This is a genomic window from Streptomyces sp. NPDC058221 (genome assembly GCF_042882365.1).
Lineage (GTDB): Bacteria > Actinomycetota > Actinomycetes > Streptomycetales > Streptomycetaceae > Streptomyces.
Map to the genome: position 1 here is coordinate 1 of NZ_JBHVWF010000074.1, position 23,576 is coordinate 23,576.

General features: G+C 70.7%; 24 protein-coding genes. 17 read left to right on the plus strand and 7 right to left on the minus strand.

Translation table 11 applies throughout. The annotated features are described in order from the left end of the window. Positions 1-93: 93 nt before the first annotated feature. Both ACFVW8_RS22735 and cofC read right to left on the minus strand, forming a co-directional pair. A complete protein-coding gene (locus ACFVW8_RS22735) occupies positions 94-297 on the minus strand; it encodes a hypothetical protein (RefSeq protein WP_389692772.1) in 204 nt (67 codons plus the stop codon). A 10-nt stretch (positions 298-307) separates the two neighbouring features. Further along, on the minus strand, positions 308-991 hold the full coding sequence (gene cofC / locus ACFVW8_RS22740) for a 2-phospho-L-lactate guanylyltransferase (RefSeq protein WP_389692774.1): 684 nt from the start codon (positions 989-991) through the stop codon (positions 308-310). A 159-nt stretch (positions 992-1,150) separates the two neighbouring features. Between cofC and ACFVW8_RS22745 the strand changes: the two genes are divergently transcribed. The 3 genes from ACFVW8_RS22745 (at position 1,151) to ACFVW8_RS22755 (ending at position 4,138) form a co-directional block, all read left to right on the plus strand. Then, positions 1,151-1,903: a lysophospholipid acyltransferase family protein gene (locus ACFVW8_RS22745; protein ID WP_389692776.1), complete on the plus strand. Its 753-nt coding sequence runs from the start codon at positions 1,151-1,153 to the stop codon at positions 1,901-1,903. Continuing rightward, a complete protein-coding gene (locus ACFVW8_RS22750) occupies positions 1,900-2,910 on the plus strand; it encodes an NAD(P)H-dependent glycerol-3-phosphate dehydrogenase (RefSeq protein ID WP_389692778.1) in 1,011 nt (336 codons plus the stop codon). The genes ACFVW8_RS22745 and ACFVW8_RS22750 overlap by 4 nt, the downstream gene beginning before the upstream one ends. Positions 2,911-2,980: 70 nt before the next feature. Beyond that, entirely contained in the window at positions 2,981-4,138 is a 1,158-nt protein-coding gene (locus tag ACFVW8_RS22755; protein ID WP_389692780.1) for a D-alanine--D-alanine ligase family protein, read from the plus strand. A 47-nt stretch (positions 4,139-4,185) separates the two neighbouring features. Here the strand turns inward: ACFVW8_RS22755 and ACFVW8_RS22760 are convergent, their stop codons facing one another. Then, positions 4,186-4,674 (minus strand): DUF3515 domain-containing protein, encoded by a 489-nt coding sequence (locus tag ACFVW8_RS22760; RefSeq protein WP_389692782.1) that lies wholly within the window; start codon positions 4,672-4,674, stop codon positions 4,186-4,188. 20 nt (positions 4,675-4,694) lie between these two features. Next, positions 4,695-4,928, minus strand: a complete 234-nt coding sequence (locus ACFVW8_RS22765) for an Lrp/AsnC family transcriptional regulator (RefSeq protein WP_073726918.1) — start codon at positions 4,926-4,928, stop codon at positions 4,695-4,697. 320 nt (positions 4,929-5,248) lie between these two features. Between ACFVW8_RS22765 and ACFVW8_RS22770 the strand changes: the two genes are divergently transcribed. Together ACFVW8_RS22770 and thiD are read left to right on the plus strand one after the other, a co-directional pair. Further along, positions 5,249-6,220 carry a thiamine-phosphate kinase gene (locus ACFVW8_RS22770; RefSeq protein WP_389692784.1) on the plus strand — a complete coding sequence of 324 codons (972 nt, stop codon included), beginning with the start codon at positions 5,249-5,251 and terminating at the stop codon, positions 6,218-6,220. Positions 6,221-6,230: 10 nt separating this feature from the next. Continuing rightward, positions 6,231-7,040, plus strand: a complete 810-nt coding sequence (gene thiD / locus ACFVW8_RS22775) for a bifunctional hydroxymethylpyrimidine kinase/phosphomethylpyrimidine kinase (RefSeq protein ID WP_389692786.1) — start codon at positions 6,231-6,233, stop codon at positions 7,038-7,040. A gap of 96 nt (positions 7,041-7,136) precedes the next feature. Here thiD and rpmB read toward each other — a convergent pair whose 3' ends face one another. Further along, positions 7,137-7,322, minus strand: coding sequence for a 50S ribosomal protein L28 (gene rpmB, locus ACFVW8_RS22780; RefSeq protein WP_003965989.1), 186 nt, complete (start codon positions 7,320-7,322; stop codon positions 7,137-7,139). Positions 7,323-7,581: 259 nt separating this feature from the next. Here rpmB and ACFVW8_RS22785 point away from each other — a divergent pair, with 259 nt between their 5' ends. The 9 genes from ACFVW8_RS22785 (at position 7,582) to mutM (ending at position 16,720) form a co-directional block, all read left to right on the plus strand. Then, a complete protein-coding gene (locus ACFVW8_RS22785; protein WP_389692788.1) occupies positions 7,582-9,201 on the plus strand; it encodes a DAK2 domain-containing protein in 1,620 nt (539 codons plus the stop codon). 143 nt (positions 9,202-9,344) lie between these two features. After that, on the plus strand, positions 9,345-11,555 hold the full coding sequence (gene recG, locus ACFVW8_RS22790) for an ATP-dependent DNA helicase RecG (protein ID WP_389692790.1): 2,211 nt from the start codon (positions 9,345-9,347) through the stop codon (positions 11,553-11,555). Between the two features lie 88 nt (positions 11,556-11,643). Further along, complete coding sequence (gene rsmD / locus ACFVW8_RS22795; protein ID WP_389692792.1) at positions 11,644-12,228, plus strand: 16S rRNA (guanine(966)-N(2))-methyltransferase RsmD; 585 nt, start codon at positions 11,644-11,646, stop codon at positions 12,226-12,228. A 26-nt stretch (positions 12,229-12,254) separates the two neighbouring features. Further along, positions 12,255-12,734 carry a pantetheine-phosphate adenylyltransferase gene (coaD, locus tag ACFVW8_RS22800; protein ID WP_389692826.1) on the plus strand — a complete coding sequence of 160 codons (480 nt, stop codon included), beginning with the start codon at positions 12,255-12,257 and terminating at the stop codon, positions 12,732-12,734. Between the two features lie 98 nt (positions 12,735-12,832). Continuing rightward, positions 12,833-13,918: a cell division initiation protein gene (locus ACFVW8_RS22805; protein WP_389692794.1), complete on the plus strand. Its 1,086-nt coding sequence runs from the start codon at positions 12,833-12,835 to the stop codon at positions 13,916-13,918. Positions 13,919-14,144: 226 nt separating this feature from the next. Then, the gene (locus ACFVW8_RS22810; RefSeq protein WP_389692796.1) at positions 14,145-14,753 is read left to right on the plus strand and encodes a YceD family protein; all 609 of its coding nucleotides are present in this window, start codon (positions 14,145-14,147) and stop codon (positions 14,751-14,753) included. Between the two features lie 2 nt (positions 14,754-14,755). Continuing rightward, on the plus strand, positions 14,756-14,929 hold the full coding sequence (gene rpmF, locus ACFVW8_RS22815; RefSeq protein ID WP_389692798.1) for a 50S ribosomal protein L32: 174 nt from the start codon (positions 14,756-14,758) through the stop codon (positions 14,927-14,929). A 19-nt stretch (positions 14,930-14,948) separates the two neighbouring features. Further along, entirely contained in the window at positions 14,949-15,773 is an 825-nt protein-coding gene (gene rnc, locus ACFVW8_RS22820; RefSeq protein WP_389692800.1) for a ribonuclease III, read from the plus strand. Positions 15,774-15,856: 83 nt separating this feature from the next. After that, entirely contained in the window at positions 15,857-16,720 is an 864-nt protein-coding gene (mutM, locus tag ACFVW8_RS22825; protein WP_389692801.1) for a bifunctional DNA-formamidopyrimidine glycosylase/DNA-(apurinic or apyrimidinic site) lyase, read from the plus strand. Between the two features lie 12 nt (positions 16,721-16,732). Here mutM and ACFVW8_RS22830 read toward each other — a convergent pair whose 3' ends face one another. Further along, entirely contained in the window at positions 16,733-17,155 is a 423-nt protein-coding gene (locus ACFVW8_RS22830; RefSeq protein WP_389692803.1) for a winged helix-turn-helix transcriptional regulator, read from the minus strand. 108 nt (positions 17,156-17,263) lie between these two features. Further along, a complete protein-coding gene (locus tag ACFVW8_RS22835) occupies positions 17,264-18,223 on the minus strand; it encodes a CAP domain-containing protein (RefSeq protein ID WP_389692805.1) in 960 nt (319 codons plus the stop codon). A 145-nt stretch (positions 18,224-18,368) separates the two neighbouring features. On the opposite strand from ACFVW8_RS22835, the gene ACFVW8_RS22840 reads away from it, so the two are divergent. The 3 genes from ACFVW8_RS22840 to ACFVW8_RS22850 all read left to right on the plus strand — a co-directional run bounded on the left by ACFVW8_RS22840 (position 18,369) and on the right by ACFVW8_RS22850 (position 23,508). Further along, positions 18,369-18,650, plus strand: a complete 282-nt coding sequence (locus tag ACFVW8_RS22840) for an acylphosphatase (RefSeq protein ID WP_250967390.1) — start codon at positions 18,369-18,371, stop codon at positions 18,648-18,650. 426 nt (positions 18,651-19,076) lie between these two features. Next, positions 19,077-19,289, plus strand: a complete 213-nt coding sequence (locus ACFVW8_RS22845) for a hypothetical protein (RefSeq protein ID WP_024494492.1) — start codon at positions 19,077-19,079, stop codon at positions 19,287-19,289. 343 nt (positions 19,290-19,632) lie between these two features. Further along, complete coding sequence (locus ACFVW8_RS22850) at positions 19,633-23,508, plus strand: AAA family ATPase (RefSeq protein WP_389692807.1); 3,876 nt, start codon at positions 19,633-19,635, stop codon at positions 23,506-23,508. The last annotated feature ends 68 nt before the right edge of the window (positions 23,509-23,576 follow it).

Here is a 23,576-nt window from a genome sequence, read left to right on the forward strand (position 1 = left end):
GCAGTACAGGGCTCCTCACACGCGCCGGGCCGGGCTCCCCTCGGGGAGCCCGGCCCGCGGGCTGTTCAGGAGCTGTTGTCCGGCTCCGCCGGCTCAGAAGGTCTGCAGCGTCACCAGGGTGATCCGCAGCCCGGCGCCCTCGCCCCGGCCCTCGATCCGCACCCGCTGGCCGGGACGCAGCAGCCGCAGGCCGCCGGCGTCGAAGGCCGCGGCGTCGAAGTCCACCGGTGTGCCGTCGTCGAGCAGCACGCTGCCGGTGCGGGTCTCGGGGTCGTACGTGTACGAGGTCGCCTGCATGAACGGCAGCCTATCGGTCCATCGAGGGGACCCCGGCGGCCCAGCGTCCCGCCGTGTACGGGCCCACGCCCAGGGCCAGTGCCGCCCGCAGATCGGCCCCGGTGTCGACGTCCTGGCGGACCGAATCGATGCCGGGGAGCATGATTTCCGTGGCACCGGACGCGAGATGCGCGGCTCTGGACGGGCCGCCGAAAACGGGGCGCAATTCCACTCCTGGCCCAGCGGACAGAAATGTCGTTCCGATTCCCGCGGCATCGGTCACAAATGCCCGCGGAAAATCGGCCGCGGATTCGAGAACCCGGGCCAATTCGGCGGGGCGCAGCGCGGGCAGATCGGCGTTGAGTGCGGCGACGGCCGCTCCGGACCGGGTCGCCCGCACCATGCGCTCACCGTGTGCGAGGGCGGCGTTGAGCCCGGCGGCGGGGGAGTCGGCCACGATGCGGGCGCCGAGCGCCGCCAGCGCCGCCGCGGCCGTCGTGTCGTCCGTGACGACCACCACATCGGCCACCGCCCGGCAGGCCAGCGCTGCATGCACGGTGTCCTGGGCGAAGGCCAGGGCCAGCCGGGGCCGCAGCAGGGCGCCCGAGGTGGCCGCCAGCCTGCTCTTGGCCCGCGCCAGGGGCTTCAACGGGACGACCAGGGACCAGCGGCCGGTCGGGTCGGTGTTCGTGGCGGTCTCCCCCTTGATGCGCATGGCCGCCTATTCTCGCCTGCCGGTACGACAACCCGGAGGGTCGGTCCCGAGGGCGAGGCGTACGGTGTTCTCGACAGAGCAGGGGCCTGGGGCGAGACTTGACCGTCGGTAGTCAGGCAGCACAGCTCCACAGTCAGGTCCGTAGAGGAAGGTGTCCGGGTGTCCCGCCGCAGAATCGGCTTCTGGTACCGCTTGGCAGCGGTCATCGCAAAACCGCCGCTGGTGGTTCTGTTCAAGCGCGACTGGCGGGGAATGGAAAACATTCCGGCCGACTGCGGATTTATCACTGCGGTCAATCACAACTCGTATGTGGACCCGCTCGCGTACGGACACTTCCAGTACAACACCGGCCGGGTTCCGCGGTTCCTCGCCAAGGCGGGGCTCTTCAAGACCCCCTTCGTCGGAATGATGCTGCGCGGCACCGGCCAGATCCCCGTGTACCGGGAGACCACCAACGCGCTGGACGCGTTCCGGGCCGCTGTCGATGCCATCGAGCGCGGCGAGTGCGTCGCCTTCTACCCGGAGGGCACCCTGACCCGGGACCCCGAGATGTGGCCGATGGGCGGCAAGACCGGCGCAGCCCGCGTCGCGTTGATGACCAGGGCCCCGGTCATCCCGGTCGCCCAGTGGGGCGCCAACCTGGCGATGCCGCCCTACGCCACGGACAAGAAGCTCCGGCTCTTCCCCCGCAAGACCCTCCAGGTCCAGGCCGGTCCGCCCGTGGATCTCTCCCGGTTCTACGACAAGGAGCCGACACCCGAGGTCCTGCGCGAGGCCACCGAGGTCATCATGCACGCGATCACCGAGCAGCTGGCACAGATCCGCGGGCAGCAGGCCCCCACCGAGCTGTACGACCACCGCAAGGCGCGCGCGGAACAACGGCGCAAGTCCGAAGGAGAGGGACCCAAGTGACGCACCCCGTAAAAGCAGCCGTCTTCGGAACCGGCTCATGGGGTACGGCCTTCGGGATGGTCCTGGCGGACGCGGGCTGTGACGTCACCCTCTGGGGACGCCGGGCCGAGGTCGCCGAGGCCGTCAACACGACCCGTACCAACCCCGAGTACCTGCCGGGCATCGAACTCCCCGCATCGGTGCGCGCCACCACGGATGCCGCCGAGGCGCTGCGCGGCGCCGACTTCGCCGTGCTCGTCGTGCCCTCCCAGACGCTGCGCGCCAACCTCGCCGACTGGGCCCCGCACCTGGAGCCGCAGACGGTGCTGGTCTCCCTGATGAAGGGCGTCGAACTCGGCACCGCGAAGCGGATGAGCGAGGTCATCCAGGACGTCACCACGGTCACCGCCGACCGCATCGCCGTCATCACCGGCCCCAACCTCGCCAAGGAGATCGCCGAACGCCGCCCCGCCGCAGCTGTCGTCGCCTGCCAGGACGAGGCCGTGGCGCGCCGCCTCCAGGCCGCCTGCCACACCCCGTACTTCCGCCCGTACACCAACACCGACGTGGTCGGCTGCGAACTCGGCGGCGCCATCAAGAACGTCATCGGGCTGGCCGTCGGCATCGCCGACGGCATGGGACTCGGCGACAACGCCAAGGGCTCGCTCATCACCCGGGGCCTCGCCGAGACCACCCGGCTGGGCCTGGCCATGGGCGCCGATCCGCTGACCTTCTCCGGCCTCGCTGGCCTCGGCGACCTGGTGGCGACCTGTTCGTCGCCGCTCTCGCGCAACCACACCTTCGGCACCAACCTGGGCCGCGGCATGACCCTCCAGGAGACCATCGCCGTCACCAAGCAGACCGCGGAGGGCGTCAAGTCCTGCGAATCCGTGCTCGATCTGGGGCGTCGGCACGGTGTCGACATGCCCCTCACCGAAACGGTCGTCGGCATCGTCCACGAGGGCAAGCCCCCGATGGTCGCGCTCGAGGAGCTCATGTCGCGCAGTGCCAAGGCCGAGCGCCACTGAGCGGGTTCACCCGCCGGGCGGCACCGGCGACGCTGACTCGACCCGTACCAGCAGGTACGCTCGTCGCGATATGAGCAGCGAGAACCTCCCCCAGAACACGGAGCACCAGCTCCGCAAGCCGCGCGTGGCCGTCGTGTTCGGCGGCCGCAGCTCCGAACACGGCATTTCGGTGGTCACGGCCGGTGCCGTCCTGAACGCCATCGACCGCACGAAGTACGACGTCCTGCCGATCGGCATCACGACGGACGGCCGCTGGGCGCTCACCGCCGACGAACCCGAACGCATGGCCATCACGGACCGGAAGATGCCGGACGTGGCCCAGCTGGCCGAGTCCGTCGAGGGGGCCGTCGTGCTCTCCGTCGACCCCGGCAGCCGTGAAGTGGTCTACAGCGAACCAGGCTCGGTTCCCAAGGCGCTCGGCGAGGTCGATGTCGTCTTTCCCGTCCTGCACGGCCCGTACGGCGAGGACGGCACGCTCCAGGGCCTCCTGGAGCTCTCCGGGGTGCCGTACGTCGGCGCCGGGGTCCTCGCCTCGGCGGTCGGCCAGGACAAGGAGTACATGAAGCGCGTCTTCAGCTCCTTCGGTCTGCCCGTCGGCCCGTACGTCGTGGTGCGCCCCCGCGAGTGGGAGCAGGACCCCGGGGCCGCCCGCAAGCGGATCGTGGACTTCGCGGGTGACCACGGCTGGCCGCTCTTCGTCAAGCCCGCCCGGGCCGGCTCGTCGATCGGCATCACCAAGGTCGAGGATCTCTCGGGCCTCGACGAGGCGATCGAGGAAGCCCGCCGCCATGACCCCAAGTTCCTCGTCGAGTCGCTGCTGCGGGGCCGCGAGATCGAGTGCGGGGTACTGGAGTTCGAGGACGGGCCGCGTGCCAGCGTGCCGGCCGAGATTCCGCCCGTCACCGCACACGACTTCTACGACTTCGAGGCCAAGTACATCGACGCGGCGCCGGGGATCGTGCCCGCCCCGCTCACCGAGGAGCAGACCGCCGAGGTGCAGCGGCTCGCCGTCGACGCCTTCGAGGCGGCGTCCTGCGAGGGCCTGGTGCGCGCCGACTTCTTCCTCACCGAGGACGGCGGCTTCGTCATCAACGAGATCAACACGCTGCCGGGGTTCACACCGATCTCCATGTACCCGCGGATGTGGCAGGAGAGCGGCGTCAACTACCGGCAGCTGGTGGACCGGCTCATCCAGGCGGCGTTGAACCGGCCGACCGGACTGCGCTGACCCGGACCGGCGGCCGGGGGCGTGTGCTCCGCACCGGAGCACACGCCCTACAGGCTGCTGGGAACCGTCTTCCTGACCGCCGGGGCGAAGGCGGCCAGCGGGCTCGCGTCATGTGCGTACGCCGCCGACAGCATCACCTCGACGTATGCCTTGCGGAGCGTGGTCGTGAAACGCGGACCGCCGTCCTCCTGCTCCTCCAGCATCCATTTGACGCCGTTCGCGTCGATGGCCTTGGACTGGGCGTCGTCCATCTTCGCGGGGCGCGGGACCCCGCAGCGCAGTACGATCGCCCCGTCCCCCCACCCGGCGGTCAGGTCCGAGCCGGGCCCGGGATCACTGCGCTTCTGGCCGGCGACGGTACTCGGCAGTTCCTTGTGCAACGCACGGCAGTAGGCTGCGGCTTCCGACGACGGAGTGGGAACCGTGACCGTCGCCGAGGCGTCACCGGAGGAACAGCCCGCCGCGGCCATGAGTACCAGGGCAGCGGGCGGACCGAGGAACACGGGGCGGAGGAGCCGGCGGCGGATAGACGTCACCGGCCCAGCGTAGACGGGGGTTACAGGTGCACGACCGGGCAGGTCAGGGTTCTGGTGATGCCGTCCACCTGCTGGACCTTGGCGACCACCATGCGTCCGAGTTCATCGACCGTGTCGGACTGTGCACGCACGATCACATCGTAGGGGCCGGTGACGTCCTCTGCCTGGATCACTCCCGGGATCTTGGCGATGGTCTCGGCGACTGTCGACGCCTTGCCCACCTCTGTCTGAATAAGGATGTACGCCTGTACCACGGAACCTCCAGGGCGGCCACGAGGATCATGTGGGGGAAAGGGACGCCACGGTATCGCGTTGCCAGGGGCTGCGGGGAGACCTGCGGGCCGGATGACGCCCACAGCGTGGCGTACAGAACACACAAGTTGACGTATCTCTTGACAGTACCGACAGCAGTGCCGGCCCGCGACCGCAAGCTCAGCGGTGCAGACGGGGGACAGGCATGCCCGTGACCACCAGGACGGACCGCCCCGGGGGGCCGGTCCGCGGCCCGGACAGCGGCAGGCCGACGCAACAGGCCGGACACCCGTCCGGCGCGATAGATGAGGGGTGAGACTCGGTGAAGGGAACCGTGGGCGAGTTGGGGGAGTTCGGGCTCATCAGAGAGCTGACGTCCCGGCTCACCACCACTCCGGCGGTGCGGCTGGGCCCCGGCGACGACGCCGCGGTCGTGACCGCCCCCGACCGCAGGGTCGTGGCCAGTACCGACATCCTGCTGGAGGGACGGCACTTCCGGCGTGACTGGTCGACGGCGTACGACGTCGGCCGCAAGGCCGCCGCACAGAACCTCGCCGACATCGCCGCCATGGGTGCCGTGCCCACCGCGCTGCTCCTGGGCCTCGTCGTCCCCGCCGAACTCCCGGTCACCTGGGCCGGGGAGCTCATGGACGGCATCCGCGACGAGTGCCAGGTGGCCGGGGCGGCCGTGGTCGGCGGCGATGTGGTGCGCGGCGACACCATCACCGTCGCGATCACCGCACTCGGTGATCTGCGCAACCACGAACCCGTCACCAGGGCCGGCGCCCAGCCCGGCGATGTCGTGGCCGTCACCGGCTGGCTCGGCTGGTCCGCGGCCGGATTCGCCGTGCTCTCCCGCGGCTTCCGCTCGCCCCGCGCCTTCGTCGAGGCTCACCGCCGGCCCGAACCGCCCTACCACGCGGGCCCTGCGGCCGCCGGGCTCGGCGCCACGGCGATGACCGACGTCAGCGACGGGCTCGTCGCCGACCTCGGGCACATCGCCGAGGCGAGCAAGGTCCGGATCGACCTGCGCTCAGGACGCATCGACATCCCGTCCCAGATGTCCGACATCGGGCAGGCCGTCGGCGTGGACCCGCTCCAGTGGGTGCTCACCGGGGGAGAGGACCACGCGATCGTCGCGACGTTCCCGCCGGACGTGAAGCTGCCGGCCCGCTGGAAGGTGATCGGCGAGGTCCTCAACCCCTCGGCGCTGCCCCAGGTGACGGTCGACGGGGCGCCCTGGACCAGCAAGAGCGGCTGGGACCACTTCGGGGACATCGAGGACGCCCAGTAGATTGCGGGGCATGCCCATACCCTCCGCCGTACCTCCCCGTGTGCTCACCGTCGCCGGATCCGACTCCGGCGGCGGTGCCGGCATCCAGGCCGATCTGAAGACGATGCTGGCACTCGGCGTGCACGGCATGAGCGTGCTGACCGCCGTCACCGCCCAGAACTCGCTGGGCGTGCAGGGAGCCTGGGAACTGCCCGCGGAGGCCGTGCGTGCCCAGTACCGCAGCGTCGTGGACGACATAGGCGTCAACGCCGTGAAGACCGGCATGCTGTCCTCCGCCGTGCTCGTCGAGACGGTCGCCGCGCTCATCGCCGCGACGGACGCCCCGGCCGTCGTGGACCCGGTGGGCGTCTCCAAGCACGGCGATCCGCTGCTCGCCGCCGAGGCGCTGGACTCGGTGCGCACGAAACTGCTGCCCGTCGCGACCGTGGCCACCCCGAATCTCGACGAGGTGGCGCAGCTCACGGGGCTGACGGTCACCGACGAAGCCGGGATGCGACGGGCCGCGGCCGAGCTGCTCGGCCACGGGCCGCGCTGGGTGGTCATCAAGGGCGGGCATCTGCCGGGCGACCCCGTCGACCTGCTGACGGACGGTTCCGAGGAGCACTGGCTGCGCGCCCCCCGCCACGACAACCGCCACACGCACGGCACCGGCTGCACCCTCGCCTCGGCGATCGCCTGCGGGCTGGCCCGGGGCCAGGACGTGCCCACGGCGGTACGGGCCGCGAAGTCCTACGTCACCGGGGCCATCGCGGCGGGCTTCCCGCTCGGCGCCGGGATCGGCCCGGTCGACCACGGATGGCAGCTGCGCGGGGCCCCCTGACCACTCGCCCCGGCCGCACGGGCACAGCAAAAAGCCGGTCCACCGAGGTGGACCGGCTTTTTGGGCAACCGGTAAGGCTGCGCTACGACGGGAACGTCAGCGCGCGACCTTGCCGGCCTTGATGCACGAGGTGCAGACGTTGAGCCGCTTCGGCGTCCGCCCGACCACGGCACGCACGCGCTGGATGTTGGGATTCCAGCGACGGGACGTACGGCGGTGCGAGTGCGAAATGCTGTTGCCGAAGCTCGGCCCCTTGCCGCAAACGTCGCAGTTGGCAGCCACGGGTCACTCCAAAGACTTCAGGTGCACTTACAGTGAATTCCGGCACGCCGGATTCAATGACTGAAGTGGCGGTACCGGGGGAATGTCCCGACTCTCGTCGGGCAACCGAAGCAGCATACAACGGCTGCGTCGGAGATACGAAACTACCATGGGTTCCACTACCCCCCGCCCCGCCCCTGACCCCGCCGGACCCGCCGGGGCCGGACTACCCTGCGGTGCAGCCCGCCGTCCCGGGCCCCGTTCCGAGGAGGACCATCAGGTGCCGCAGACCGCCGACGACCTGGACGCCGTCGCGGTGCGTACCTGGTGCTCACTGGCGCTGGACGCACTCGGCCGGGAACGCGAGGCGATCGACGCGATCAACGTCTACCCCGTCGCGGACGGGGACACCGGCACCAACCTCTACCTGACCGTGGAATCCGCGGCAGCGGCCGTGGAGGCGGTGTTCGCCGCCCACGAGACCGGTGCCTCGGCGCCCTCCACAGCCGACGCGGTCCGTGCCATGGCGCACGGGGCGCTGATCGGGGCCCGCGGGAACTCCGGCACGATCCTGGCGCAGCTGCTCCGCGGCATGGCCGGGGTCCTGGCCGAGGAGGCCGGCCAGGACCGGCTGCGCCGCGCGCTGGCCCGGGCCGCCGCATCCGCGCGCGAGGCCGTCGCCCATCCCGTCGAGGGCACGGTCCTGACCGTGGCCACCGCGGCAGCCGAGGCCGCCGGGCGGGCGGCGGGCGGCGCCGGCGCGGACGTGGTGGCGCAGGCGGCGTACGAGGGGGCGCGCACTGCCCTGGAAGCGACTCCGGGACAGCTTGCCGTCCTCGGCCGGGCCGGTGTCGTGGACGCCGGGGGACGGGGACTGGTGGCGGTCCTCGGGGCGCTGGTCGAGGCGGTCTCGGGACGGGCGCCGGAGGGGGCACCCGCCGCACGCGTCCCGTTCGCCGTGATCGGGGACTGCACCGCGGACGACCCCGAGGGCGGACCGGCCTTCGAGGTCATCTACCTGCTGGAGGCCGTGGACGCGGCCGTGGAGCGGCTGCGGACCCGGCTGGACGCGCTCGGCGACTCCCTCGTGGTGGTGGGGGGCGACGGGCTCTGGAACGTTCATGTGCACGTCGACGACGCGGGCGCCGCGGTGGAGGCCGGTGTCGAGGCCGGACGGCCGTACCGCATCCGGATCACCCACTTCGCCGCGGACCGGGTGCACGCCCGCCCCGAACCGGCCCAGCGCGCGGTCGTCGTGGTGGTCCCGGGCGACGGTCTCGGCGGCCTGTGCGCACAGGCCGGGGCGACGACGGTGCTCGCGCGCCCCGGGGAGCCGCCCGCCAGCGGCGAACTGGTCGACGCGATCCGCCGCGCCCACGCCCGCGAGGTGGTGCTCCTGCCCAACGACGGGGACCTGCGCCACACGGCCGCGGCCGCCGCCGAACAAGCCCGTACCGAGGGCGTCCGGGTCGCCCTGATCCCGACCCGCGCGGCGGTCCAGGGCATAGCGGCGCTGGCCGTCCACGAACCGGACCGCAGCTTCGACGAGGACGTGGTCGCGATGACCGCGGCGGCCGGCGCCACCCGCTACGCCGAACTGGCCGTCGCCGAGCGGCAGTCCTGGACGATGGCGGGGATCTGCCAGGCCGGCGACATCCTGGGCCTGATCGACGGCGATGTCGCCGTCATCGGCGAGAACGTCCCGGAGACGGCCCGCAACGTACTGGACCGGATGCTGGCGGCCGGCGGTGAACTGGTCACCCTGGTCCTGGGCGAGGAGGTCCCCGACGCACTGGCCGCCACGCTGGAGGAACACGTACGGGAGGGCTACCTGGCGGTGGACACGGTGGTCTACCGCGGCGGCCACCAGTGCGCTCCGCTCCTGATCGGCGTGGAGTAGGCACCGGCGGACCAGGGCGGCGCATCAAGCCCGTCCGGCGATCGAGGACGAGGCGGCGCGCCGGACGACCCCGGCGCCCCGCCCCCCCGTACGGCCCCCGCAACCTCCCGCACGTCGGACAACTGTCAGTGGCATGGTGTGCAATGGACCGCGTGTCTGCGTTCGACGAACCCCTCAAGAAGCTGCTCGGTGGCGCCACAGCGAAGGTGATGGCCGAGCACCTCGACCTGCACACGGTCGGCGATCTGCTGCATCACTACCCGCGCCGGTACGAGGAGCGCGGCCGGCTCACGGCGCTGACCGACCTCCCGCTCGACGAGCACGTGACGGTCGTCGCCCAGGTCGCCGACGCCCGCGTCATGGCGTTCAACAACGGGCGGGGCAAGCGCCTCGAAGTGACCCTCACCGACGGCCACGGCCGGCTCCAGCTGGTCTTCTTCGGCCATGGAGTCCACAAGCCGCACAAGGACCTGCTGCCGGGCCGGCGCGCCATGTTCGCCGGCAAGGTCTCCGTCTTCAACCGGAAGATGCAGCTCGCGCACCCCACGTACCAGCTGCTGGACGCCGAGTCCGCCGACGAGGACGGCGCTGCCGAGGCAGTGGACGCCTTCGCCGGGAAGCTGCTCCCGATCTACCCGGCCTGCAAGCAGCTCGACTCCTGGCGGATCGCCAAGGCGGTCGACGCGGTGCTGCCGAGCGCCCAGGAGGCCGTCGACCCGCTGCCGCCCGCGCTGCGCGAGGGGCGCGGGTTCACCGCGCTGCCCGAGGCGCTGGTGAAGATCCACCGGCCGCAGACCAAGGCCGACGTCGCGGCGGCCAGGGACCGGCTGAAGTGGGACGAGGCCTTCGTCCTCCAGGTCGCGCTGGCCCGCCGCAGATACGCGGACACCCAACTGCCCGCCGTCGCCCGCAGGCCCGTCCCCGACGGGATGCTCGACGCGTTCGACGGAAGACTGCCGTTCACTCTCACCGACGGCCAGCTCAAGGTCTCCAAGGAGATCTTCGACGACCTGGCGACCGAGCACCCGATGCACCGGCTGCTCCAGGGCGAGGTCGGCAGCGGGAAGACCCTGGTCGCGCTGCGCGCCATGCTCGCCGTCGTCGACGCGGGCGGTCAGGCCGCCATGCTCGCGCCGACCGAGGTCCTCGCCCAGCAGCACCACCGCTCCATCACCGAGATGATGGGGGAGCTCGCCGAGGGCGGCATGCTGGGCGGCTCCGACCGGGGCACCAAGGTCGTCCTGCTCACCGGTTCCATGGGCATGGCCGCCCGCCGTCAGGCCCTCCTCGACCTGGTCACCGGCGAGGCCGGGATCGTGATCGGCACCCACGCGCTGATCGAGGACAAGGTGAAGTTCCACGAGCTGGGCCTGGTCGTCGTCGACGAGCAGCACCGCTTCGGGGTGGAGCAGCGCGACGCCCTGCGCTCCAAGGGGAAGCAGCCCCCGCACCTGCTCGTCATGACCGCCACCCCCATTCCCCGCACGGTCGCCATGACCGTCTTCGGCGACCTGGAGACCTCCGTCCTGGACCAGCTGCCGGCCGGCCGTTCGCCGATCGCCAGCCATGTCGTCCCCGCCAAGGACAAGCCGCACTTCCTCAGCCGCGCCTGGGAACGCGTCCGCGAGGAAGTGGAGAACGGGCACCAGGCGTACGTGGTCTGCCCCCGCATCGGTGACGACGAGGACGAGGCGGCCAAGAAGAAGGGGAAGAAGGCCGCCGATGAGGAGGGGGACAAGCACCCGCCGCTCGCCGTGCTTGACACCGCCGAACAGCTCGCCAAGGGACCGCTGAGCGGCCTGCGCATCGAGGTGCTGCACGGCAGGATGCACCCCGACGACAAGGACGACGTGATGCGTCGCTTCGCCGCCGGAGAGGTGGACGTCCTGGTGGCCACCACGGTCATCGAGGTCGGGGTCAACGTCCCCAACGCCACCGCGATGGTCATCATGGACGCCGACCGGTTCGGCGTCTCCCAGCTGCACCAGCTGCGCGGCCGGGTCGGCCGCGGCTCGGCCCCCGGGCTCTGTCTGCTGGTCAGCGAGGCCCACGAGGCGAGCCCTGCCCGCGCCCGGCTCGCCGCCGTCGCCGCCACCCTCGACGGCTTCGAGCTGTCCCGCATCGACCTGGAGGAGCGCCGCGAGGGCGACGTCCTCGGCCAGGCCCAGTCCGGCGTCCGCTCCTCCCTGCGGGTCCTCAGCGTCATCGACGACGAGGAGGTCATCGCGGCCGCCCGCGAGGAGGCCGTCAGGGTCGTGGCCGCCGACCCCGGCCTGGAGCACCTGCCCGAGCTGCGCCTCGTCCTGGACGCCCTGCTGGACAAGGAGCGCGAGGAGTACCTCGACAAGGGGTGACGCGCCCCGTTCCCCGCGACGCCATATCGTGGGTGGCACGGCGCCCGCAGCACCCTGCACGCCGCCCCGACCCGAGGATCAGACACCCATGACCCGCGTGATCGCCGGCTCGGCCGGCGGACGCCGCCTGGCCGTCCCGCCCGGCACCGGCACCCGCCCCACATCCGACCGCGCGCGCGAGGGCCTGTTCTCCACCTGGCAGGCGCTCCTCGGCACCCTCGACGGCGTCCGGATCGCCGATCTGTACGCGGGCTCGGGCGCCGTCGGCCTCGAAGCGCTCTCCCGGGGCGCGGTCCACGCGCTGCTCGTGGAGGCCGATGCCAAGGCCGTCCGTACCCTCCGGGACAACGTCCGCACCCTCGGACTGCCCGGCGCCGAGGTCCGGGCCGGCAAAGCCGAACAGATCGTGACAGGACCGGCGCCCGCCGACCCCTACGACGTGGTGTTCCTGGACCCGCCGTACGCCGTCACCGACGACGATCTTGGCGAGATCCTGCTCACACTCCGTGCTCAGGGGTGGCTCTCGGGCGATGCGCTCGTCACCGTGGAGCGCAGCACCAGAGGCGGAGAATTCAGCTGGCCCAAGGGATTCGAGCCATTGCGGGCCCGTCGCTACGGCGAGGGAACGCTTTGGTACGGTCGCGCCGCCGCTACGTGCGAAGACGCACGATGACCGGACCGGAGAGCGAGGGAATCAAGTTGCGCCGCGCCGTCTGCCCGGGGTCGTTCGACCCCATCACCAATGGACATCTCGACATCATCGGCCGCGCCTCGAAGCTGTACGACGTCGTACATGTCGCGGTGATGATCAACCAGTCCAAGAAGGGTCTGTTCACGGTCGAGGAGCGGATCGACATGATCCGCCAGGTCACCGCGGACTTCGGCAACGTCCAGGTCGAGTCCTTCCACGGACTGCTGGTCGACTTCTGTAAGCAGCGCGACATCCCGGCGATCGTGAAGGGTCTGCGGGCCGTCAGCGACTTCGACTACGAACTGCAGATGGCCCAGATGAACAACGGGCTCTCGGGTGTCGAAACGCTCTTCGTGCCGACCAATCCGACCTACAGTTTCCTGTCGTCCTCCCTGGTCAAGGAGGTGGCGACCTGGGGCGGCGACGTCTCGCACCTGCTGCCGCCACTGGTCCGGGAGGCCCTGACGGAACGCCTCGCTCAGCGTTGAGACGCTGACAGTCCGTCACCAGGTGTCGGACGGGCGCCGACTGGCCGTACAGTCGTCCCGTCCGTCTCCAATCGGCAGTAGAGAGTGGCGAGCACACGGTGGACGTGCAGAAGAAGCTCGACGAGATCGTCGAAGCGGTCGGGAGCGCCCGGTCGATGCCCATGTCGGCGTCCTGCGTGGTCAACCGCGCCGAACTGCTCGCGATGCTCGAAGAGGTGCGCGAGGCCCTGCCCGGCTCGCTGGCGCAGGCCGCGGAGCTCATCGGCGGCCACGAGCAGCTGGTCGAGCAGGCCCGTCAGGAGGCCGGGCGGATCATCGAGACCGCTCACGCCGAGCGCGGCTCGCTGATCTCCGACACCGAGATCGCCCGGCGCTCCCAGGCCGAGGCCGACCGGATCCTCGGTGAGGCCCGCAAGGACGCCGAGGAGATCCGCGCCGAGGCCGACGAGTACGTCGACAGCAAGCTCGCCAACTTCGAGGTCGTCCTCACCAAGACCATCGGCTCCGTCGACCGGGGCCGCGAGAAGCTCCTCGGCCGCGGCCAGGGCTTCGACGAGCAGGGCTACGAGGACCCGGACTTCGCCGAGGCACCCGAGCGCAGCGCCGACCCGGCCACGCTCCAGCGCCGGGCCGACGAGTACGTCGACACCAAGCTCGGCGCCTTCGAGGCGGTGCTCGCCAAGACCCTGGAGGCGGTTGGCCGGGGCCGGCAGAAGCTGCACGGCCGGGTCGCCACCGACGACCTCGGTGCGCACATGGCCGCCCAGGACGCCGCGGGCGGCCAGAGCCGCACGAGCGACGAGGACCACTGGGCCGGGCTGGCCGAGATCGCCACCCCGGAGCCGCAGCAGGTGCCCCAGCAGCTGCCTCCCCAGCCCGATCCGCACTTCCCCGTCCAGGCCGAGCCGCAGTACGCGCAGGCGTACGCCTACCAGGACCAGCCCCAGCAGGACGTGTACGGCTATCAGCAGCAGCCGGACCCCTATGCGGGCTACCAGCAGCAGGGCTACGACCCGAATCAGGTCCAGCTGCCCGTGCAGGGCTACGACGCCTGGCAGCAGCAGCCCGCTCAGCCCCAGCAGCCCCTCCAGCAGCAAGGCGAAGGCGCTCTGGACGAGACCAGCCTGTTCGACACGGGCATGATCGACCTGGACCAGCTCCGCCGGTACGAACAGGAGCGCTGACCGGCCGCCGGGGCCGGTCGGGGAGCTGCTCAGGGGCCGGGTTCGGACCGGATTGGGAGCTGGGCGGTGGTTCAAGTATCCTGGTTCTTCGGTCGCGCGTATGTCCGCGATCCAGGCTGCCCGCTTCGGCTCCGGAGCAGGTCGGCCCCTCCCCACCACGCGTGATGCGCATGATTCGAAAGCAGGAAAAGCCCTGAACGGCCACCTCGACCACCGAAACCCTCTCGTGTTCGATACGCACGAGCTGGGTCGGCGTCCCGGTGCCATGAAGCGGCTGACCCGCTCGGTGGACGCCCCCAAGGACTTCGGTATCGACGGGGTCGTGGGTGTGCCGGAAGGCTCACCCGTGGAGCTGGACGTCCGCCTCGAATCGGTCATGGAAGGTGTGCTTGTCACAGGCACCGCCCGTGCATCGGCCGAGGGGGAGTGCGTAAGGTGTCTGGAGCCGCTGAGCCTTGAGGTCGAGGCGGACTTCCAGGAGATGTTCTCGTACCCTGACGCCGATGACCGGAACCGCAGCAAGACGGCGGACCCGGTCGACGACGCCGAGGACGACGAGGACAGGTTCTTCCTCGAGGACGGTCTGTTCGACCTCGAGTCGGTGCTGCGTGATGCGGTGGTGCTCGCACTGCCGATGCAGCCGGTGTGCCGGGAGACCTGTGCCGGTCTGTGCTCCGAATGCGGAGTCAGGCTGGACGAGAACCCCGGTCACCACCACGAAGCCCTCGACATCCGTTGGGCGGCATTGCAAGGACTCGCCGAGACCGTTCAGGACGGCGAGAAGGACAACATGGGCGGCGCCGAACCTGGCGTCGACGAGAAGCAGGAGAAGTAGCCGTGGCTGTTCCGAAGCGGAAGATGTCGCGCAGCAACACGCGCCACCGCCGGTCGCAGTGGAAGGCTGCGGTCCCCACCCTGGTTTCGTGCGAGCGTTGCCGGGAGCCGAAGCTGCAGCACATTGCGTGCCCCAGCTGCGGCACGTACAACAAGCGCCAGGTCCTCGAGGTCTGAGCGGCTGGTGAGAGGCCCGATGTCTGAGTTGTCCCAAGCCAAGAAGCAGGCAGACAACGTCAACACAGCCTCGTCCCACACGCTTCTGGAAGGGCGGCTCGGGTACCACCTCGAGTCCGCCCTTCTGGTGCGTGCGCTGACCCATCGTTCGTACGCGTACGAGAACGGCGGTCTGCCCACCAACGAGCGACTCGAATTCCTCGGGGATTCGGTGCTCGGCCTGGTGGTCACGGACACGCTGTACCGCACTCACCCCGACCTGCCTGAAGGCCAGCTGGCCAAATTGCGGGCCGCGGTAGTCAACTCGCGTGCGCTTGCGGAAGTGGGCCGCGGTCTTGAACTCGGCTCCTTCATCCGGCTCGGCCGCGGTGAAGAGGGCACGGGTGGCCGGGACAAGGCGTCCATCCTCGCCGACACCCTTGAAGCGGTGCTCGGTGCGGTCTATCTCGATCAGGGCCTCGGCGCGGCCTCGGAGCTGGTTCACCGGCTCTTCGACCCGCTGATCGACAGGTCCTCGAACCTCGGCGCCGGCCTGGACTGGAAGACCAGTCTCCAGGAGCTCACCGCGAGCGAGAGCCTCGGAGTCCCCGAGTACCTCGTCACGGAGACCGGCCCGGACCACGAGAAGACCTTTACTGCTGCTGCTCGCGTCGGTGGTGTCTCGTACGGCACCGGCACCGGCCGTAGCAAGAAGGAAGCGGAGCAACAGGCGGCGGAATCCGCCTGGCGCGAGATCACTGCCGCCGCGGAGGCGCGGGAAGCTGTGGCCGAGGCCGCAGCCGACGGAGGGGCCGCCGACACCCCTGCCGACCCGCCGGCGTCCACGGACGTCGCTCCGGCCTGACCCGAGTACCCCTCGGTGCCCTGTGCACCGGGGGGTTCTCTCTGTCCGGAACCGGATCCACACACAGCTGAAGGAGCGATACGGTGCCGGAGCTGCCCGAGGTCGAAGTCGTACGACGCGGTCTCCAGCGATGGGTGACCGGGCGCACGGTCGATGAGGTCGAGGTACTGCACCCGAGGGCGGTCCGCCGTCATCTCGCGGGGGGCGTGGACTTCGCGGCCCGGCTCGGAGGTATCCGTTTCGGACCGGCGATGCGCCGCGGCAAATACCTCTGGGTGCCGCTGGACGACACCTCCAGCTCCCTCCTCGGCCACCTCGGCATGAGCGGTCAGCTGCTCGTGCAGCCCGAGGACGCCGCCGACGAGAAGCACCTGCGGATCAGGATCCGGTTCGACGACTCCCTCGGCACCGAACTCCGCTTCGTCGACCAGCGCACCTTCGGCGGGCTCTCGCTCCACGACAGCGCCGCCGGCAGCACGGACGGGCTGCCCGACACCATCGCGCACATCGCCCGCGATCCGCTGGATCCGGAATTCGACGACGCGGCCTTCCACACGGCACTGCGACTGCGCCGCACGACGGTCAAGCGCGCCCTGCTCGACCAGTCACTGATCAGCGGGGTCGGCAACATCTACGCGGACGAGGCGCTGTGGCGCGCCAGGCTGCACTACGACCGGCCGACCGCGACGCTGACCCGGCCCGCATCGGCCGAGCTGCTCGGCCATGTCCGCGACGTGATGAACGCGGCGCTGGAGCAGGGCGGCACGAGCTTCGACAGCCTCTACGTCAATGTGAACGGCGAGTCGGGCTACTTCGACCGGTCGCTCGACGCCTACGGCCGCGAGGACGAACCCTGCCACCGCTGCGGTACGGCGATGCGCCGCCGGCCCTGGATGAACAGGTCCAGCTACTTCTGCCCGCGCTGCCAGCGCCCGCCCCGCCCGTAGGACTGACTCGTACTACGGGGCCGCGCGGACCGCATGGACCTCGTCGTAACGGCTGCGGGCGGCCAGGACCTCGTCCATCCGGCCCTCGACGAGGTGGATCAGTCCGAGCAGCCGCTCGGCGACCTGCTGTCCCAGAGGGGTGAGCTCGTAGTCGACGCGGGGCGGGTTGGTGGGCTGTGCCTCACGGTGCACCAGACCGTCCCGTTCCAGCGCGTGCAGTGTCTGGGACAGCATCTTCTCGCTCACACCGTCGACCCGGCGGCGCAGCGCGTTGAAGCGGAGACTGCCCTCGTACAGGGCGCCGAGCGTCAGACTTCCCCAGCGGCCGGTGGCATGCTCCAGGGTGCCGCGCGAGGGGCACCGCTTGGAGAACACGTCGAAGGCCCATGCCTCGTCCGGACAGCCGTCCGCCCCGCTGTCACCGTTCTCGTCCATGCAAACCAGCGTACGCCCGCACAGCGCTCTCCTCGGGGTTGCGCAATCCGAGGGAGAGCCGGTGGGGCGTACGGGCAGGAGCGGGTGGTGAGGTCGGGCGGGTACGGCTCAGAAGCCGAAGTCCTGGGTCCACCAGGGGCCGCCCGCGCCGGTGTGGACACCCACTCCGAGCGTCTTGTAATCGCAGTTGAGAATGTTTGCCCGGTGGCCGTCGCTGTTCATCCAGGCGTCCATCACGGCCTGGGCGTCGGCCTGGCCGCGGGCGATGTTCTCGCCGCCGAGGTTGTCCACGCCGGCCTTGGCGGCACGGTCCCAGGGGCTGTTGCCGTCGGGGTCGGTGTGGTCGAAGAAGTCGCGCGCCGCCATGTCGTCGCTGAAGTTCTGGGCGAGTGAGGCCAGCGAGCTGCTTGCCGTCACCGGGCTGCAGCCGACCTTGGCACGCTCCTGGTTGACCAGGGAGAGCACGGCGGCCTGGGCCGAGGTGTTGGCGGGCGGCGTGGTCTTGCGGGGGGCCGGGGCGGAAGAGGTCGAGGGGGCCGGTGCGGCCGCCGCCGAGGTCTTCGTCCTGGTGGGGCTCTTCGCCGTCCCGGCCGCGGGAGCCTTGGAGGCGGAAGCCCGCTGGGACGGCTCCTTCTTCTTCGCCTCCTTCGTCGGCGCGGAGGTCTTGGCGGAGGTCTTCGAAGGGGACGAGGACGCCTTGGCGTCGGCGGAGGAGGCCGGCTTCGTGGGCCCGTCCGTGCGGTCGGTGCCGCGGCTGGCCGTGTCGGACGCGGTTCCCCGGTCGGCGGGCGGGGTGGTGGAACCGCCCTGGGTCAGCAGGTCCGGAGCACCCTCGGAGCGCACTTGGTCGGCGGCCGAACCGCCGCCCAGGTAGTTGTCACCGCCGGGCAGCAGACCGGAGGCCACGGCGACGGCTCCGACGGCCATGGCCGCGGAGACACCGAGCAGTCCCGTACGTACCGGCAGCCCCGAACGCTTCTTGCGGCGGTCTCCCCGGCTCCTGCCCGCGTCCCATTCCGCGTGCTCTTCAGCGGCGGGAGCTGCGGCGGAGCGTCGATGGCGTCCCATCTGCTGTGCCCTTCTGACGACCTGGACGCCGTTTTCGACGCCATGGTGGCTCACCCGATCGAGTGAAGCTTTTGCGAGGGGACTGTACGCCATGGCGTTTCGACGAGAAGTGCTCCGAGAGCAATTGGCCGGTTAGCGTTCGGGCATGAACGAAGATGTACGGCTCACCGCCTGGGTACGCGGCCGAGTACAGCAAGTAGGGTTCCGCTGGTTCACCAGGGCAAACGCTCTGGAGATCGGCGGCCTCGCCGGATTCGCCCTCAATCTCGACGACGGCAGGGTGCAGGTGGTGGCCGAGGGGCGGCGTGAGAATTGCCACCGTCTCCTGGACTGGCTGCGCTCCGACGACACACCCGGCCGCGTTGACGGTGTCACTGAGATCTGGGACACCCCGAGGGGTGGATATGAGGGCTTCGCGATCCGCTGATCCGGTCCCTTCGAGGAGCGGGAAAGCACCACATGTTCGGGTCGTGTTCGAGGCGCGGCGTGCAGTGGCGGCGAGGGGTGTCGTCATGCGTACACATGAAATGACCTGCGGAAGAGCACGGTGGTTGCCAAGTCCGGGTTGTCGTGCGAGGCTGCGGCGAGAAGGATGATCTCCGTGCCGCTGAGGGCCCCGCAGGAGAGTCGCGCCGCATGATCGCCAAGCCGCGCGCCCCCGGGACGCCCCTCTCTACAGCGTGTGATCGTGTTGACCGTCAAACTTTTTGGTGAGACGCTGAAAACCCCGCGCACCTTAGCTGTTCGGCAGCAGAACAGCAGTGAACACATGGCACTGCCGAGCACCGCGGGTGCGATTCCCTCACGACCCACACCGCATCGGTCGGTCACTCAGTGTGGAGGACCACTCATCATGGCAAAGGCGCTTCTCGGTTACGTCGGCGGTTCCGACCCGCGACTCCTCGCCGAGATGCGACGGCTTCAGCAGCGCGTCCAGGATCTTGAATCCGAGATCGTACGGATTCAGGACGAGAACGACGCGCTCAACGCCGCCGCTCAGCACCAGGAGTCGCTGCTCGACAGCATCGACATCGACGTACCTCAGGCGGAGCCGGCGCTGACCTGACCCATGGCCCTCGGGGCCGGTCGGGCTGCACGCGTCAGCCGCACGGAACATCGCCGGATCGCCACCGGATCATTGAAGATCGATTGCGCTGAACCGCGTTTTCATCTGTCTCGTCATTGATCCGGCATGCGCGTCTCCACGGAGGCGTCCATCCGGCGACGCAGCATTGCACAAGTTTTGGCAGCATTGCACAAGATTTGCAGGGGACGCTTCGGCGTCCCTTCTTTCTTTTCCCCTCCGAACCCCGCCCGTCCCGCCCCGGACGTACACCCCTTCCCTTACCGTCTGATGTGCCCTGCACCTTCATCAGCGAAACCGAGAGCGAAAGGTAGAGTCCGGCGGCGTGCATCTCAAGGCCCTGACCCTGCGTGGTTTCAAATCGTTCGCCTCCGCCACGACCCTGCGGTTCGAACCCGGGATCACATGTGTCGTCGGCCCCAATGGGTCGGGCAAGTCCAATGTGGTGGACGCGCTCTCCTGGGTCATGGGGGAGCAGGGTGCCAAATCCCTGCGCGGCGGCAAGATGGAGGACGTGATCTTCGCCGGTACCACCGGGCGGCCCCCGCTCGGCAGGGCCGAGGTCTCGCTGACCATCGACAATTCCGACGGCGCACTGCCCATCGAGTACGCCGAGGTGACGATCACCCGGATCATGTTCCGCAACGGCGGCAGCGAATACCAGATCAATGGCGACACCTGCCGTCTGCTGGACATCCAGGAACTCCTCTCGGACTCAGGCATCGGCCGGGAGATGCATGTCATCGTCGGCCAGGGCCAGCTGGACTCCGTACTCCACGCCGACCCCATGGGGCGCCGCGCCTTCATCGAGGAGGCCGCCGGCGTACTGAAGCACCGCAAGCGCAAGGAGAAGGCGCTGCGGAAGCTGGACGCGATGGGTGCGAACCTGGCCCGCGTCCAGGACCTCACCGACGAACTGCGCCGGCAGCTCAAGCCGCTCGGCCGGCAGGCGGCGGTCGCACGCCGGGCCGCCGTCATCCAGGCCGATCTGCGCGACGCCCGGCTGCGACTGCTCGCCGACGACCTGGTGCGGCTGCACACGGCGCTGCGCAGCGAGATCGCCGACGAGGCCGAGCTGAAGCAGCGCCGGGAGGCGGCCGAGGCGGAACTCAAGGCGGCCCTGGGGCGTGAGGCGGAACTCGAGGACGAGGTACGGCGGCTGACCCCGCGGCTCCAGCGCGCCCAGCAGACCTGGTACGAGCTCTCGCAGCTGGCCGAGCGGGTACGCGGCACGATCTCGCTGGCCGACGCCCGGGTGAAGAGTGCCACCGCACCGCCGGAGGAGGAGCGGCGCGGGCGCGATCCCGAGGACATGGAGCGCGAGGCCGCCCGGATCCGCGAGCAGGAGGCCGAGCTGACCGCGGCACTGGAAGCGGCGGAGCACGCCCTGGAGGACACCTCCTCCCACCGGTCCGAGCTGGAGCGGGAGTTGGCGGCCGAGGAGCGCAGGCTGAAGGACGCGGCCCGCGCCCTGGCGGACCGCCGCGAAGGACTCGCCCGGCTGAGCGGCCAGGTCAACGCGGCCCGCAGCCGCGCCGGTTCGGCACAGTCGGAGATCGACCGGCTGGCCGCGTCCCGCGACGAGGCGCGGGAGCGGGCGGTCGCCGCCCAGGAGGAGTACGAGCAGCTGAAGGCTGAGGTCGACGGCCTGGACGCCGGGGACGCCGAGCTCGGCGAGCGGCACGAGGCCGCCAGGAGCGAGCTGAAGGAGGCGGAGGCCGCACTCTCCGCCGCCCGGGAGGCCGCCACCGCCGCCGAACGCGAGCGCGCCGCGGTCGCGGCCCGCCATGACGCACTGGCCCTCGGGCTGCGCCGCAAGGACGGCACCGGCGTGCTGCTGGGCGCCCGGGACCGGCTGACGGGCCTGCTCGGGCCTGCCGCGGAACTGCTCACGGTGGCCCCCGGACACGAGGTCGCGGTGGCCGCCGCCCTGGGAGCGGCCGCGGACGCGGTGGCGGTGACGGATCCGGCCACCGCCGCGGAGGCCATCCGGCTGCTGCGGAAAATGGACGCGGGGCGAGCGTCGCTGCTGCTCGGTGCCGGAGCCGGACCCGCAGGCGGGGGGAGTACCGGGGTGCCCGCCGGCGGTGGAGATGTGCCCGGCGGGGTCGATGCGGTGGGACACGTACCCGGTCAGGGCACGGAGGTGCAGACCGCGCCCCGGGACGAGGCCGCCCATCTGCCGGGGCAGGCGGCGGAGCGGGTGCAGCCGCTCGCCCGGAACCCGGACGGAGCCACGCAGGGCCCGGACGGAGCCACGCAGGGCCCGGACGGAGCCGGCCCGGGCCCGGACGGATCGGTGTCGGGTGAGGACCGGACGGGTCAGGGCCCGGACGGGACGGAGCAGGCGTACGCGGGCCGGCCTGCCGCGCTGGCCGTCGACGGCCGGGGGACCCCCGCCGTCGCCGATCTCGTCAGCGGTCCCGTCGAACTGATGGCCGCAGTACGCAGGCTGGTGCGGGACATGGTGGTCGTCGGGACGCTGGAGGACGCCGAGGACCTGGTGGCCGCCCACCCCGCACTGACGGCGGTGACCGGCGAGGGGGACGTCCTCTCGGCGCACTTCGCGCACGGTGGTTCCGCGGGGGCGCCCAGTCTCCTCGAAGTCCAGGCGTCCGTGGACGAGGCGGCCGCCGAGCTGGCCGAACTGGCGGTGCGGTGCACGGGGCTGGCCGAGGCACAGCAGCTCGCGGTGCACCGCCGCGGCACCGTTGCCGCGCTCGTCGAGGAGCTCGGGGAGCGGCGCAGGGCCGCCGAGCGGGAGAAGTCCGGGGTGGCCCAGCAGCTCGGGCGGCTGGCCGGCCAGGCGCGGGGCGCCGCGGGCGAGGCCGAACGGATGGCCGCCTCCGCCGCCCGCGCCCAGGAGGCTCTGGAGCGGGCGACCCAGGACGCGGAGGAGCTGGCCGAGCGGCTGCTCGTCGCCGAGGAGGCGTCCGGCGACGGCATGGACGAGGAACCGGACACCGCCGTGCGCGACCGGCTCGCCGCCGACGGCGCCAATGCCCGGCAGACCGAGATGGAGGCCCGGCTCCAGCTGCGTACCCATGAGGAGCGGGTCAGGGCGCTGGCCGGCCGCGCCGACTCCCTCGACCGCGGTGCCCGTGCCGAACGGGAGGCCAGGGCCCGAGTCGAGCAGCGCAGGGCCCGGCTGCGCCACGAGGCCGCGGTGGCCTCGGCCGTGGCGTCCGGTGGCCGTCAGCTGCTGGCCCACGTCGAGGTGTCCGTCGTGCGGGCGGAGGAGGAGCGGGTCGCCGCCGAGGCTTCGAAGGCCGAACGGGAGCGCGAGCTGGCGGCCGAGCGCCATCAGGGCCGCGAGCTCAAGGGGGAGCTCGACAAGCTGACGGACTCGGTCCACCGCGGTGAGGTGCTCGGCGCCGAGAAGCGGCTGCGGATAGAGCAGCTGGAGGCGAAGGCCCTGGAGGAGCTGGGCGTGGAGCCGGCCGGTCTGGCCGCGGAGTACGGGCCCGACCAGCTCGTGCCGCCGTCCCCGGCCGCGGAGGGCGAGGAGCTGCCGGAGGATCCGGAGCATCCGCGTAACCAGCCGAAGCCCTTCGTCAGGGCCGAGCAGGAGAAGCGGCTCAAGTCGGCCGAACGGGCGTACCAGCAACTCGGGAAGGTGAATCCGCTCGCCCTCGAGGAGTTCTCGGCGCTGGAGGAGCGGCACAAGTTCCTCTCGGAGCAGCTCGAGGACCTGAAGAAGACCCGGGCCGATCTGATGCAGGTCATCAAGGAGGTCGACGAGCGGGTCGAGCAGGTCTTCACCGAGGCCTACCGGGACACAGCCCGCGAGTTCGAGGGCGTCTTCTCGCGCCTCTTCCCGGGCGGCGAGGGGCGGCTCATCCTGACCGATCCGGACAACATGCTCGCGACCGGAGTGGATGTCGAGGCCCGGCCGCCCGGCAAGAAGGTCAAGCGGCTCTCCCTGCTGTCCGGTGGTGAACGGTCGCTGACGGCAGTGGCGTTGCTGGTCTCGATCTTCAAGGCCCGGCCGAGTCCGTTCTATGTGATGGACGAGGTCGAGGCGGCGCTCGACGACACCAACCTCCAGCGGCTGATCCGGATCATGGAGGAGCTCCAGGAGAGCTCCCAGCTCATTGTGATCACGCACCAGAAGCGGACGATGGAGGTCGCCGACGCGCTCTACGGCGTCTCGATGCAGGGTGACGGGGTCTCGAAGGTCATCAGCCAGCGGCTGCACTGAGCCTTTACCTGAGCTTCAAGTCTTCAACGTACCTTTTGGGTGATTCTGGGTGAATGTCAGCAAGAAAG